Raw genomic sequence first — 12,470 nt, forward strand, 5'->3', positions numbered from 1 at the left:
GCACCTCCGCTCAATCAAGGATGTAGACAACCGGGAACAACAACACCCAGACCAGATCGACCATGTGCCAATACAGCACGCCGGATTCCAGCCCACTGTTGCCCTGCGCCCCATAGCGACGGCGCCGGCAGCCCTCGGCCAGCCAGCCAAGGATCACCATGCCCAGCAGCACATGGAGGAAATGAAACCCCGTGAGGATCCAGTACAAGGTGAAGAAGGTGTCGTGTTCCATCCCCAGGCCGTTCGCCAACAGATGGGCGTACTCCGTGAGCTTGATCCCCACATAGCCCGAAGCAAGTAGCAACGCCACCCACAGCAACAACGCCCCCCGACGTGGCCGGTCCTGCCTGACCTGCTCCTGGGCCAGGGCGGCGAACAACCCGGCCGTCAGCAGGCTGAGGGTCATCGCCAGGCCCGTGGAGCGGTCCAGCAATTGCCGGCCTTCGCTGAAAGTCTGTGGGTACAACGCCTGGGCGACGGTGAACGTCAGGATCAACAACGCGAACACCGACAACTCGGCGAGGATGAAAAACCACATCGCCAGGTCCCCGGGCAAGCGTCGGGGCACGGCAACGGTTTCAGCCAAAGTGGACATCGACCACATCCATCAACGCGGCAACGGTCTGCGGGTCGTCACTCAATGGCTCGGCCAGGCACGCCAGGCAAGCCTGGCGCGGGTCCATGCCGGAGCCGATCATGCGCGCGGCGAAAATCAGCAGGCGCGTCGAGGCAACTTCCTCCAGGTCATGCTGATCGAGCCGGCGTAGCGCCTGTCCCAATCGCACCACCTGAGCCGCCAGGGCCAGATCGACCCCTGCCTCGCGGGCAACGATGCGCTCTTCATCGGCCACCGCCGGATAGCCAAAGCGCATCGCCACGAAACGCTGGCGAGTGCTGGGTTTCATGCCCTTGAGCAGGTTCTGGTAACCGGGGTTGTACGACACCACCAGCATGAAGGACGGCGGCGCCTGCAGCACTTCGCCAGTGCGTTCCAGGTACAGCTGCCGACGATCATCGGCCAACGGGTGCAACACCACGGCCGTGTCCTGGCGTGCTTCGACCACCTCATCCAGATAACAGATACCGCCCTCGCGCACCGCCCGGGTCAAGGGCCCGTCCTGCCACCAGGTGCCCTGGGCGCCGATCAGGTGACGCCCCACCAGATCGGCCGCGCTCAAGTCATCGTGGCAGGCCACGGTGTACAGCGGCAGTTTCAGGCGGTGGGCCATGTGCTGGACGAAACGGGTCTTGCCGCAGCCGGTCGGGCCTTTGATCAGCACCGGCATGCCGTGATGCCAGGCCTGCTCGAACATCGCCTGCTCGTTGTCCTGGGGTTGATAAAAGGGTTCGTCGGGGTGCTGCAAAGTGTGGATAGCGTTCATGGCAAGACCTGATCAGACAACACGATTGCAGGCCACGCTACGGTGCCCTGCGACAACCTGGCAAGGGCTGCGGCCGGCAAACTTGATCGCCGTCAAGCGGCTAACCACCGGCCTGGGCATAGCCTTGCACCGCACCAAGAACCTGCGCGCCGAACGTCAATTACAGCGCAGCGCGGGTCACGCCTGAGGAGAAATGGAATGCTGATCAGCCACAAAAAATCGTGGGCCCTGCGGGTCACGGCGCTGTGTACAGCGCTGGCCGCCCCCCACGCCTTCGCCGACCAAACCGCCGCGCCGGAGCAACCCCGCGTGGTCAAGACCGAAGGCGCGCCCGACCTGAGCCAGGCCGACTTCGACACGGCCAAGGAAATCTACTTCCAGCGCTGCGCCGGTTGCCACGGTGTGCTTCGCAAAGGCGCCACCGGCAAGCCGCTGACACCCGACATCACCCAATCGCGCGGCCAAGCCTACCTGGAGGCGCTGATCACCTACGGTTCGGCCGCCGGCATGCCGAACTGGGGCACCTCCAATGCCCTGACCAAAGACCAGATCACGGTGATGGCCAAGTTCATCCAGCACACCCCGCCGACGCCACCGGAATGGGGCATGGCGGAAACCCGCAAGACCTGGAAAGTGCTGGTCAAGCCTGAAGACCGGCCGACCAAACAGATCAGTACGCTCAACCTGCAGAACCTGTTCTCGGTGACCCTGCGCGACGACGGCAAGATTGCCCTGATCGACGGCGACAGCAAGAAGATCGTCAAGCTGATCGACACCGGTTATGCGGTGCACATCTCGCGCATCTCGGCGTCAGGTCGCTACCTGTTGGTGATCGGCCGGGATGCCAAGATCGACATGATCGACCTGTGGCCGAAAGAGCCGACCAAGGTCGCGGAAATCAAGGTGGGCATCGAGGCTCGCTCGGTGGAAACCTCCAAGTTCAAGGGCTACGAAGACAAGTACACCATCGCCGGCTCGTACTGGCCGCCGCAGTTCACCATCATGGACGGCGAGACCCTGGAGCCCAAGCAGATCGTCTCGACCCGCGGCATGACCGTCGACACCCAGCAGTACCATCCCGAGCCTCGGGTCGCGGCCATCATCGCCTCCCACGAGTGGCCGGAGTTCATCGTCAACGTCAAGGAAACCGGCAAGGTGATGCTGGTCAATTACCAGGACATCAAGAACCTCACCATCACCAGCATCGACGCCGCACCGTTCCTGCATGACGGCGGTTGGGACAGCAGCCATCGCTACTTCATGACGGCCGCCAACAACTCCAACAAGGTCGCGGTGATCGACTCCAAGGAACGCAAGCTCACCGCCCTGGTGGATGTTGGCAAGACCCCGCACCCGGGCCGCGGCGCCAACTTCAACCACCCCCTCTACGGACCGGTCTGGGCCACCAGCCACTTGGGCGATGCCGGCGTTTCGCTGATCGGCACCGACCCGGTCAATCACCCGCAATACGCCTGGAAACAGGTCGGTTCACTCCAGGGCCAGGGTGGCGGTTCGCTGTTCATCAAGACTCACCCCGCGTCTCGTCATCTGTATGTCGACACCACCCTCAGCCCCGACGCCAAGCTCAGCCAGTCGGTAGCGGTGTTCAACATCGACAAGCTCGACGCCGGCTACACCGTGCTGCCGATTGCCGAGTACGCAGGTATCAAGAAAGGCGCGCTGCGTGTGGTGCAACCGGAATACAACAAGGCCGGTGACGAGGTCTGGTTCTCGGTCTGGAGTGGTCAGGAAGACGAGTCGGCGCTGGTGGTGATCGACGACAAGACCCTCAAGGTCAAGAACGTGATCAAGGACAAACGCCTGATCACCCCGACGGGGAAATTCAACGTCTACAACACCCAACACGACATCTATTGAGCCCCATCAATAAGAGGAAAAACCATGAAGCCTATTCTGATTGCCCTGGCCTTGACTGCCGCCTACAGCCTGCCGGCATTGGCGCAAGACGGCCCGACGCTGTTCAAGAGCAAGCCCTGCGCGGCCTGCCACTCCATTGACACCAAGGTGGTGGGCCCGGCGCTCAAGGACGTCGCGGCGAAAAACGCCGGCGTCGCCGGAGCACAGGATCTGCTCGCCAAGCACATCAAGGAAGGTACGCAAGGCAACTGGGGACCGATGCCAATGCCGGCCAACCCCGTGACGGAAGAGGAAGCCAAGATCCTGGCGGCGTGGGTCCTGACCCTTAAATAAACCCGGCAGGGAGACCTGTCTGACACAAACCCTGTGGCGAGGGAGCTTGCTCCCGCTGGGCTGCGCAGCAGCCCCCCTGGTTTTGCCTGACACACTGAGTCGTCAGGTCGTTATCGGGGCTGCTTCGCAGCCCAGCGGGAGCAAGCTCCCTCGCCACAGGACCGCGCACGATTTTGATTCAGGAGGACGTCATGGAACGACACAGTGCTACAACCCTGGCGACTGCCCTGCTCTTGGTTCTTTCGTCCTGCGTGCTGGCCGCTCCCGACAGCCAGCGCCAGGCCCAACTGCAACACCTGCTGGACCAGGATTGTGGCGCCTGCCACGGCCTGTACATGACCGGCGGCCTCGGCCCACCCCTGACCCACGAAGCTCTGGCCGGAAAATCCCGCGACAGCCTCATCGCCACCGTCACCCTCGGACGGCCCGGCAGCGCCATGCCCGGTTGGGCACCGTTGCTTGCACCCGACGACATCCGCTGGCTGGTGGACCGGCTCCTTCAAGGAAAACCCGCCTCATGATCCGTTCTATCCTCTCCTCCACCGCCATCGCCCTGCTGCTCTGCGGTTGCGCCCAGATACCGCCTCGCGGCACCGGCGATTTGGGCGTGGTGGTGGAGCGCGCCACCGGCAGCCTGCAAATCATTGAAAGCGACACCCGCACCGCCCTGGGCCGCGTCGAAGGCCTGGGCGACTTGTCCCACGCCTCGGTGGTGTTCTCCCGCGACCAACGCTACGCCTACGTGTTCGGCCGCGATGGAGGCCTGAGCAAAGTCGAACTGCTGAGTGCGCGCATCGAGCGGCGCATCATCCAGGGCGGCAACAGCATCGGCGGTGCAATCAGCCAGGACGGCAAGCTGATCGCCGTCTCCAACTACGAGCCCGGCGGCGTCAAGGTATTCGATGCCCAGACCCTGGAACAGGTCGCCGACATCCCGGCCACGCCATTGCCCGGCGGACAAAAGCGCTCACGGGTGGTCGGCTTGGTGGACGCGCCGGGGCAACGCTTCGTGTTCAGCCTGTTCGACACGGGTGAGATCTGGACCGCCGACTTCAGCCAAGGCCTCACCCCGCGCATCGAACGTTTCACCGCTATCGGCCAGCAACCCTACGATGCCCTGATCACCCCGGACGGGCGTTATTACATGGCCGGGCTGTTCGGTGAAGACGGCATGGCCCAACTCGATCTCTGGCACCCGGAGCTTGGGGTGAAACGGGTACTGGGGCATTACGGTCGCGGCCAGGAGCGGCTCCCGGTGTACAAGATGCCGCATCTGGAGGGCTGGGCCATGGCCGACCAGCAAGCTTTCGTGCCTGCGGTCGGGCATCACCAGGTGTTGGTGATGAACGCCCAGGATTGGCAACAGACCGACGCCATCGCCGTGGCCGGTCAACCAGTGTTCGTCACGGCGCGTCCGGACGGTCGGCAGCTGTGGGTCAACTTCGCCTACCCGGACAACGACCGCGTCCAGGTCATCGACACCCAGACCCACGCCATCGTCGCGGATCTGCGGCCAGGCCCGGCGGTGCTGCACATGGAGTTCACCGCGCGGGGTGACCAGTTGTGGTTGTCTGCCCGGGACGGTGGCGAGGTCCAGGTCTGGAACCCGTATCGGCTCAAGCGCCTGAGCAGCCTGCCGGCCCTCAGCCCCAGCGGCATTTTCTTCAGCAGCCGCGCGCACAAGCCGGGGTACTGACCATGACCTCCAGCTCACTGGCCCGGCGCCTGATCGATCAATTCCAGCATGGCCTGCCGTTGTGCGCCGATCCCTATCGGGCCATGGCCCAGACCTTGGGCTGCAGCGAAGCCCAGGTCATCGACTGCCTGCAACACCTGCAAGTGGCCGGGACCTTGTCGCGGGTCGGCCCGGTGTTCGAACACACCCGGGCCGGGGCCAGCACCCTGGCCGCTCTGGCCGTACCCGAAGAGCGCTTGCACCAGGTGGCGGCACGCATCAGCCAATACCCGGAAGTCAATCACAACTATGCCCGCGAACATCGCTACAACCTCTGGTTCGTGCTGACCGGCCCCAACCGCGCCCACCTGGAAAACATCCTCCAGGAACTGGAGAACGACACCGGTCTCACGCCACTGGACCTGCCCATGCTGACCGCCTATCGCATCGACCTGGGCTTTGCCCTGGAGGCCACCCCATGAAAAACGCCCTGAGCGAACAACAGTCACTGGCACTGCGCCGCTTGCTGGAAACCGGCCTGCCCCTGACATCGCGCCCCTTCCAGGCCCTGGCCGAGCAGATCGAGGCCAGCGAGCAACAGGTGCTCGAACAGGTGCAGCATTGGCATGAACAGGGACTGTTCCGCCGTGTCGGCCTGGTGGTCAACCATCGCGCCTTGGGGTTTGCCGCCAACGCCATGCTCGTGCTGGACGTGCCGGACGCCTTGGTCGATGAAGTCGGGCGTCGCCTCGGGCAAGCGCCCGGCATCAGCCTTTGCTACCAACGCCCCAGACGCCTGCCCCAGTGGCAATACAACCTGTTCTGCATGATCCACGGTCGCCAGCGCGACCGTGTCGAGGCCCAGATCCAGGCGCTGCTTGAAGAACATCGGCTGGACGACTTGCCCCACCAGTTGTTGTTCAGCACGCACCTGTTCAAGCAATGCGGCGCACGTTACGCCGCCCCGGTCGGAGCCCATATCGATGGATGACCTGGACCGCCGCCTGATCAATCGCCTGCAACTGGGCCTGCCTTTGGTGCGCCACCCTTGGCAGGCCCTGGCCCAAGAGCTGGACAGCAGCAGTAGCGAATTGCTCGATCGCCTGCATGAGTTGCTCAACGACGGTGTACTCACCCGCTTCGGCCCGATGTTCGATATCGATCGCCTGGGCGGTGCGTTCACCCTGGCGGCGCTGGCGGTGCCCGAGCCGCGTTTCGAGGCCATCGCCGAGCTGCTCGCGGACATGCCCGAGGTCGCCCACAACTACCGCCGCGAGCACACCTGGAACATGTGGTTCGTGCTCGCCTGCCCCAGCGAACAGGCGATCAACGACACCCTGCTGCACATCGAACACCTGACCGGCCTGGTGCCGCTGAACCTGCCCAAAGAGGAGACCTACCATGTCGGCCTGTATTTCCCCGTCTGAGTCTTTGTGGCAAGCGCCGCCACGGCTGGATGAAACACCCTTGGCGCTGCGCCTGGTGGAACTGACCCAGGCCGGCCTGCCCTTGCTCGAAGACCCTTGGGCCTGGCTGGCCGAGCAACTGGAACTGAGCGTGGAATCCACCCTCGACCTGCTCAAGCGCCTGCAGGCCGACGGTGCGATCCGCCGCATTGCCGCCGTGCCCAATCACTATCGCCTGGGCTATCGCCACAACGGCATGACGGTCTGGGACGTGGCCGATGCCGACATCTCGCGTCTCGGCGCCCTGCTGGGGGCGCAGCCCTTCGTCAGCCACTGCTACCGGCGCCCGCGCCAGCCGGGCTGGCGCTACAACCTGTTCGCCATGGTCCATGGTCGCAGCCGCGAAGAAATCGACAGCTACCGCGAACACCTGCGCTACCTGCTGGGGGACGCCTGCGCCGCCGACGACATGCTGGTGAGCAGCCGCATCCTGAAAAAAACCGGCCTGCGCCTGTCACCCGCCTCGCGCTGAACCCGCACGCCGACTGAAGGAGCGCCTTATGTTGAGGATCAGCCATTACCTGCGAGCCCTGGCCGGGCATTGCCCCGCCCCACGTGTCGCGCCACCGGGCAGCAGTCGCCCGCCGGTGGTGATCTGGAACCTGCTCAGGCGCTGCAACCTGACCTGCAAGCACTGCTATGCAACGTCGGCCGATAGCGTGTTTCGCGATGAACTGGACACACCGGCGGCGCTCCAGGTCATTGACGACCTGCACGAGGCCGGCGTGCGGGTGTTGATCCTCTCCGGCGGCGAACCGCTGTTGCGCGAGGACCTGTTCCAACTCAGCACTTATGCCCGCGACAAAGGTTTTTTCCTCGCTTTGTCCACCAACGGCACGCTGATCGACGCTTCCAATATCGAACAGATTGCTGCGGCGAACTTTGATTACGTAGGCATCAGCATCGACGGACTGGAAGCGACCCACGATGAATTCCGTCAGCTCAAGGGCAGTTTCGCCAGCTCCATGGCGGCCATCCGGCTTTGCCGCGAGCAAGGCATCCGGGTCGGGTTGCGCACCACCCTCACCCAGCAAAACCATGCCCAGTTGCCGCGCTTGCTGGATTTGATGAATGAGTACGACGTACAGAAATTCTACCTGTCACACCTCAACTACAGCGGCCGGGGCAAGCGCAGTCGCAAGCTCGATGCCCAGCAACAGATGAGCCGCGAGGCCATGGCCTTGATCTTCGAACGGGCCTGGCGCGACATCGAACAAGGCCGCGACAGTGACTTCGTCAGCGGCAACAACGACGCCGACGCAATCCTGCTGCTGCAATGGGTCGCCCGGCGTCTGCCCCAACACTACGCCGCACTCGAGCAGATGCTGCGAGCCTGGGGCGGCAACGCGTCGGGTAGCGGCATCGCCAACATCGACAATACCGGCGAGGTTCACCCCGACACGTACTGGTGGCAGCACTCGGTGGGCAATGTCCGCCAGACACCATTCAAGACACTCTGGCTCGATCGCCCCGATGCCCTGCTGCTCAAGCTACGCGAACACCCGCGGGCCGTTGGCGGTCGCTGCGGGCAATGCCGCTGGCTGGCGATCTGCAACGGCAATACCCGCACCCGGGCCTGGGCCGACGGCGACCTGTGGGGCCAAGACCCTGGCTGCCACCTCAGCGACGAAGAAATCGGCTTGCACGCGATCCCCAGCGTTGCGATGCCCTGCGCCTGATCAACCGACGGCGAACCCGATACCGAACCAAGGAAGTCCCATGCCTGCCTCCATCGTTTTGCCCGCTGCCCTGCAATCGCCCTTCAGACCGGGTGAAGTCGCCCTGGTCGGCGCCGGCCCCGGTGACCCGGGCCTGCTGACATTGCGCGCCTGGAGCCTGTTGATGCAGGCCGACGCGGTGGTCTACGACCGCTTGATCAGCTCGCAATTGCTCAGCCTGATCCCCCTGACCTGCGCCCGCCACTACGTCGGCAAGGCCGCCGGTTGCCACAGCCTGCCCCAGCCACAGATCAACGAACTGCTGGCCGACCTGGCCGACCAGGGACAGCGGGTGGTGCGCCTCAAGGGCGGTGATCCGTTCATCTTCGGTCGCGGTGCCGAGGAACTGGAGTATCTGCTGGCCCGCGGTATCGATTGCCAAGTCGTGCCCGGCATCACCGCCGCGGCCGGTTGCAGCACCTATGCCGGCATTCCCCTGACCCATCGCGACCTGGTCAATTCCTGTCGCTTCATCACCGGTCATTTGCAACGCGAAGGTGACTTGAACCTGCCCTGGCAAAGCCTGGCGGATGACAGCCAGACCCTGGTGTTCTACATGGGTCTGTCAAACCTTGGCACCATCGCCGCACAACTGATCGCGGCGGGCCTGGCGGCTGATACGCCGGCGGCCTTGATCAGCAACGGCACACGCCCCGACCAGCAGGTCTTGCGCGGCACCCTCCAGCAATTGCCGGAGATGGCGCTGGCATGCGCCGAAGGCCTGCCAACCTTGACGGTGATCGGCAAGGTGGTCGGTTTGTTTGCCCATCAACTGCTGGAGCATCCGGCCCGCCTGCACCCGGCCCTACCGCTCCAGCCAACTGTCGCGAGGGTGGCCTCATGAGGATCGGCTGGCTTGCCCCATTACTGTGGATCGGTGCCGTCCACGGCGCCACGGCGCCTGACCCGGACCTGGCGTTGGCCGAACAGAACTACCAGCAACACTGCCAGCAGTGCCACGGGGTCAATCGCATCGGCGGCGCCGGGCCGGCGCTGTTGCCCCAGAGCCTGAGCCGGATCAAGCCCGACGAAATCCGCCAGGTGATCGAGTATGGACGCCCGGCCAGCCAGATGGCGGCATTCGGCGCGGTGCTGGAGCCCGCGCAGATCGATGGCCTGACCCACTATCTCCAACGTCCGCCGGCCGTCGAACCGACCTGGAGCGAGGACGATACCCGCCGCAGCCATCGCCTGCTGGCGGATGTCGCGACCTTGCCCGACAAACCCCAGCACCACGCCGATCCGCTGAACCTGTTCGTGGTGGTGGAAGCTGGCGATCATCACGTCGATATCGTCGACGGGGATCGTTTCGAGGTCCTGGCGCGCTTCGCCTCACATTTCGCGGTGCATGGCGGACCGAAGTTTTCGCCGGACGGACGCTTCGTCTATTTCGCCTCCCGGGACGGCTGGATCAGCCTGTATGACCTGCACAACCTCACGCTCATCGCCGAGGTGCGAGCCGGGCTCAATACCCGCAACCTGGCGGTGAGCAAGGACGGGCGCTGGGTGCTGGTGGGCAACACCCTGCCTGGCAACCTGGTGGTGCTGGATGCCCGCGACCTGTCATTGGTCAAGACCGTTGCAACGGTGGGGCTGGACGGCCAGGCGTCGCGGGTCAGTGCGGTCTATACCGCACCGCCGCGCAACAGCTTCATCGTCGCCTTGAAAGATGTGAAAGAGGTCTGGGAACTGTCCACCGGCCCGAATCCGGACTTTGTGCCCAGGCGTATCGAGGCCGAGGATTACCTCGATGATTTTTCCTTCTCGCCCGATTACCGGCAATTGCTCGCCACCTCGCGCAAGGCCCAGGGCGGCCAGGTGATCGACCTCGACACGGGGCGGATTGTCACCGATATCGCGCTGCCGGGCATGCCGCACCTGGGCTCGGGGACCTATTGGAAACGCGATGGACACTGGGTGTTCGCCACACCCAACATCAGCAAGGGGCTGATTTCGGTGATCGACTTCGACACCTGGAAAGTCATCAAGCAGATCCCTACCCTGGGGCCGGGTTTCTTCCTGCGCAGCCATGCCAATTCCCGCTACGCCTGGACCGACGTGTTCTTCGGCCCGGACAACGATGCCATCCACCTGATCGACAAAAAGACCCTGGAAATCGCCCACACCCTACGGCCCATGCCCGGTAAAACCGCCGCCCACGTCGAGTTCACTCGCGACGGCCGCTACCTGCTGCTGAGCATTTGGGATACCGATGGCGCGCTGATCGTCTACGACAGCAACACCCTCAAGGAAATCAAGCGCCTGCCCATGAACAAGCCGTCGGGCAAGTACAACGTCGGCAACAAGATCGAGTTCGCCGAGGGGACGTCACACTGAAAAAAGGGGGCTGATGCGCAGCCCCAATATCAATCAGTCTCGGGGCCGCTTCGCGCCCCAGCGGGAGCAAGCTCCCTCGCCACAGGATTGCACCGTACTCAAAAATGAAGTCGAACACTGCTCTTGTGGCGAGGGAGCTTGCTCCCGCTGGGCTGCGCAGCAGCCCCAAAAGCCGACCTGACACGCCTCAGCTGAAGGGGGTCACCCTTACCAGGTGAGCACCGCCCCCACCGCGAAGGTATCGGTGTCTTCGTTCTGGGCGCTGGTGTCGTGGCCGTTGATTTCGAACTGGTTGTACTCGGCCACGAGCTTGAGGTTGTCGTTGATGTCGTGGAACAGCGCGATGCCCCGGGTTTCGTAATCGGCGCCACTGCCTACCACGCCGTTGCCATCGTCATCGGTCTTGCCGTAGGACAGCGCCAGGCGGTTCTTGCCCAGCTTGTAGGAGCCCTGCAACAGGTAGCCCTTGCTGTCGACATTGCGCAGGGTGGCTTCACCGGCGTTGTTGGTGAAGAACGGGTTGATGCCCTTGGCCTGGAACCCCGAGCCGGTCAGCGACAACCCGCCCATCTTCGCCTGCACACCATACCCCAGGCCCTTGGAAGTGACCGATTCGACGGTGGAGTCGGTGTTGTCCGAGGTCTGGTAGCTGCCGTTGAGCCAGCTGTAGATCTTCGCCCCGCCCAGATCGAACTGATAGGTGATCTCGCTCTCGGTGCGCGGGTTTTCCTGATAGGCCTTGCCCGTGGCGCTGTTGTCGTTGGTGTCCACCGGGTCCATGATCCCCACCGCCACGCGCAGGCCCTCCATCACCGGCGTGCGGTAGGTGATCTGCGAGGTCGGGAACGGATACGGGTAACCGCTGCCGATGTTGCCGAACGAGACGCCCCCGCCGTCCACCAGGCCCAGGGTGTCACTGACCTGGCCGTAACCGGCGAGCAACTCGTCCAGCAGGATGTTGGAGCGGGCAAACAGGCCGAAGTCCTTGCCGATCAGCACCTCACCCCACTCCGGGTTCGCCACGGTGCCGTAGAACTGGCGCACGTCGATGGCGGTGTCGGTGCCATTGGTTTCACTGTCGTTGATGGTCACCCAGAACGAGGCCCTGGCACCGAGCTTGAGGTCATCGACCTGCTTGCCCATGTTGAAGCCCAGGTAGTTGGGCAAGAAACCCATCTTGACCCGCGCCTGCCGACGGTCGTACTGCTCACCCGCGCGGTCGACGTCACTGTTGACGTAAAAGGCGTTGATGTAGCCGTCGGTGGAAAAGGTGGTCTGGTCCTTGTCGTACAGCATGATTTCGGCGTTGGCCCAAGGCATCAGGCCCAGGCTCGAAACACCTACGATGACCGCAGGCAAAAAACGTTGGCGGGTATTTTTATTGTTGTGCATGGCGCGCTCCGCAACAGGGGACTGGATGTCGGAGGCGATTATCGAAAGGCGCCAGGGCGCGTCATACGCTGCCTTGGAGGCAATTGGCGGATGCTTTGGAAGCGCCGGCCCGGCGCGGCAGTTTGGGTGTAAGACGGCGAGGCTGGCGGGCGCGACAGCTTAGGTGTAAGACTGCCTTGCCGACGGGCGCGGTACTTTGGGTGTGGGCCGCTGGGTGGGCTGGGAGGATCAACTCATTGGTCAGTCATAGCGAGTTGTTTGGTTTGGGGCTGCTGCGCAGCCCAGCGGG

15 protein-coding genes are annotated in these 12,470 nt (G+C 63.8%); 12 read left to right on the forward strand and 3 right to left on the reverse strand.

Annotated features, from left to right (window positions below; genetic code table 11):
* Positions 1-10: 10 nt before the first annotated feature.
* Both V7773_RS04475 and V7773_RS04480 read right to left on the reverse strand, forming a co-directional pair.
* Entirely contained in the window at positions 11-595 is a 585-nt protein-coding gene (locus tag V7773_RS04475) for a cytochrome c oxidase subunit 3 family protein (RefSeq protein ID WP_336072452.1), read from the reverse strand.
* Complete coding sequence (locus V7773_RS04480; RefSeq protein WP_371856181.1) at positions 579-1,313, reverse strand: CbbQ/NirQ/NorQ/GpvN family protein; 735 nt, start codon at positions 1,311-1,313, stop codon at positions 579-581. The genes V7773_RS04475 and V7773_RS04480 overlap by 17 nt, the downstream gene beginning before the upstream one ends.
* Positions 1,314-1,380: 67 nt before the next feature.
* On the opposite strand from V7773_RS04480, the gene V7773_RS04485 reads away from it, so the two are divergent.
* From V7773_RS04485 to V7773_RS04540, 12 genes are all read left to right on the forward strand, one after another.
* Positions 1,381-1,569: a hypothetical protein gene (locus V7773_RS04485; RefSeq protein ID WP_139197715.1), complete on the forward strand. Its 189-nt coding sequence runs from the start codon at positions 1,381-1,383 to the stop codon at positions 1,567-1,569.
* An 11-nt stretch (positions 1,570-1,580) separates the two neighbouring features.
* Complete coding sequence (locus V7773_RS04490) at positions 1,581-3,260, forward strand: cytochrome D1 domain-containing protein (protein ID WP_092145780.1); 1,680 nt, start codon at positions 1,581-1,583, stop codon at positions 3,258-3,260.
* Between the two features lie 24 nt (positions 3,261-3,284).
* Positions 3,285-3,593, forward strand: coding sequence for a c-type cytochrome (locus V7773_RS04495; protein ID WP_063320835.1), 309 nt, complete (start codon positions 3,285-3,287; stop codon positions 3,591-3,593).
* A gap of 191 nt (positions 3,594-3,784) precedes the next feature.
* Positions 3,785-4,114, forward strand: coding sequence for a c-type cytochrome (locus tag V7773_RS04500; protein WP_092145782.1), 330 nt, complete (start codon positions 3,785-3,787; stop codon positions 4,112-4,114).
* On the forward strand, positions 4,111-5,289 hold the full coding sequence (locus V7773_RS04505) for a cytochrome D1 domain-containing protein (RefSeq protein WP_336072453.1): 1,179 nt from the start codon (positions 4,111-4,113) through the stop codon (positions 5,287-5,289). Before V7773_RS04500 ends, V7773_RS04505 begins: the two co-directional genes overlap by 4 nt.
* Before the next feature lie 2 nt (positions 5,290-5,291).
* Positions 5,292-5,750, forward strand: a complete 459-nt coding sequence (locus V7773_RS04510; protein ID WP_336072454.1) for an Lrp/AsnC family transcriptional regulator — start codon at positions 5,292-5,294, stop codon at positions 5,748-5,750.
* Positions 5,747-6,259: a siroheme decarboxylase subunit beta gene (gene ahbB / locus V7773_RS04515; RefSeq protein ID WP_063320831.1), complete on the forward strand. Its 513-nt coding sequence runs from the start codon at positions 5,747-5,749 to the stop codon at positions 6,257-6,259. The genes V7773_RS04510 and ahbB (V7773_RS04515) overlap by 4 nt, the downstream gene beginning before the upstream one ends.
* Positions 6,252-6,695 (forward strand): Lrp/AsnC family transcriptional regulator, encoded by a 444-nt coding sequence (locus tag V7773_RS04520; protein WP_092145786.1) that lies wholly within the window; start codon positions 6,252-6,254, stop codon positions 6,693-6,695. Before ahbB (V7773_RS04515) ends, V7773_RS04520 begins: the two co-directional genes overlap by 8 nt.
* Complete coding sequence (ahbB, locus tag V7773_RS04525; protein ID WP_092462519.1) at positions 6,670-7,206, forward strand: siroheme decarboxylase subunit beta; 537 nt, start codon at positions 6,670-6,672, stop codon at positions 7,204-7,206. Before V7773_RS04520 ends, ahbB (V7773_RS04525) begins: the two co-directional genes overlap by 26 nt.
* A 28-nt stretch (positions 7,207-7,234) precedes the next feature.
* Complete coding sequence (nirJ, locus tag V7773_RS04530) at positions 7,235-8,413, forward strand: heme d1 biosynthesis radical SAM protein NirJ (protein ID WP_336072455.1); 1,179 nt, start codon at positions 7,235-7,237, stop codon at positions 8,411-8,413.
* 40 nt (positions 8,414-8,453) lie between these two features.
* Complete coding sequence (cobA, locus tag V7773_RS04535; protein ID WP_336072456.1) at positions 8,454-9,296, forward strand: uroporphyrinogen-III C-methyltransferase; 843 nt, start codon at positions 8,454-8,456, stop codon at positions 9,294-9,296.
* Positions 9,293-10,789 carry a cytochrome D1 domain-containing protein gene (locus V7773_RS04540; protein ID WP_336072457.1) on the forward strand — a complete coding sequence of 499 codons (1,497 nt, stop codon included), beginning with the start codon at positions 9,293-9,295 and terminating at the stop codon, positions 10,787-10,789. Before cobA ends, V7773_RS04540 begins: the two co-directional genes overlap by 4 nt.
* A 207-nt stretch (positions 10,790-10,996) precedes the next feature.
* Here V7773_RS04540 and V7773_RS04545 read toward each other — a convergent pair whose 3' ends face one another.
* Entirely contained in the window at positions 10,997-12,181 is a 1,185-nt protein-coding gene (locus tag V7773_RS04545) for a porin (protein ID WP_092145796.1), read from the reverse strand.
* Positions 12,182-12,470: the final 289 nt, after the last annotated feature.

The organism is Pseudomonas sp. 3JA (assembly GCF_036961705.1).
Lineage (GTDB): Bacteria > Pseudomonadota > Gammaproteobacteria > Pseudomonadales > Pseudomonadaceae > Aquipseudomonas > Aquipseudomonas fluorescens_Q.

Excerpts from the sequence above, each read along its gene's own strand:
- V7773_RS04475 (WP_336072452.1), bottom strand. The coding sequence starts at position 595 with ATGTCCACTTTGGCTGAAACCGTTGCCGTGCCCCGACGCTTGCCCGGG.
- V7773_RS04480 (WP_371856181.1), bottom strand. The coding sequence starts at position 1,313 with ATGTTCGAGCAGGCCTGGCATCACGGCATGCCGGTGCTGATCAAAGGC.
- V7773_RS04485 (WP_139197715.1), top strand. The coding sequence starts at position 1,381 with ATGGCAAGACCTGATCAGACAACACGATTGCAGGCCACGCTACGGTGC.
- V7773_RS04490 (WP_092145780.1), top strand. The coding sequence starts at position 1,581 with ATGCTGATCAGCCACAAAAAATCGTGGGCCCTGCGGGTCACGGCGCTG.
- V7773_RS04495 (WP_063320835.1), top strand. The coding sequence starts at position 3,285 with ATGAAGCCTATTCTGATTGCCCTGGCCTTGACTGCCGCCTACAGCCTG.
- V7773_RS04500 (WP_092145782.1), top strand. The coding sequence starts at position 3,785 with ATGGAACGACACAGTGCTACAACCCTGGCGACTGCCCTGCTCTTGGTT.
- V7773_RS04505 (WP_336072453.1), top strand. The coding sequence starts at position 4,111 with ATGATCCGTTCTATCCTCTCCTCCACCGCCATCGCCCTGCTGCTCTGC.
- V7773_RS04510 (WP_336072454.1), top strand. The coding sequence starts at position 5,292 with ATGACCTCCAGCTCACTGGCCCGGCGCCTGATCGATCAATTCCAGCAT.
- ahbB (WP_063320831.1), top strand. The coding sequence starts at position 5,747 with ATGAAAAACGCCCTGAGCGAACAACAGTCACTGGCACTGCGCCGCTTG.
- V7773_RS04520 (WP_092145786.1), top strand. The coding sequence starts at position 6,252 with ATGGATGACCTGGACCGCCGCCTGATCAATCGCCTGCAACTGGGCCTG.
- ahbB (WP_092462519.1), top strand. The coding sequence starts at position 6,670 with ATGTCGGCCTGTATTTCCCCGTCTGAGTCTTTGTGGCAAGCGCCGCCA.
- nirJ (WP_336072455.1), top strand. The coding sequence starts at position 7,235 with ATGTTGAGGATCAGCCATTACCTGCGAGCCCTGGCCGGGCATTGCCCC.
- cobA (WP_336072456.1), top strand. The coding sequence starts at position 8,454 with ATGCCTGCCTCCATCGTTTTGCCCGCTGCCCTGCAATCGCCCTTCAGA.
- V7773_RS04540 (WP_336072457.1), top strand. The coding sequence starts at position 9,293 with ATGAGGATCGGCTGGCTTGCCCCATTACTGTGGATCGGTGCCGTCCAC.
- V7773_RS04545 (WP_092145796.1), bottom strand. The coding sequence starts at position 12,181 with ATGCACAACAATAAAAATACCCGCCAACGTTTTTTGCCTGCGGTCATC.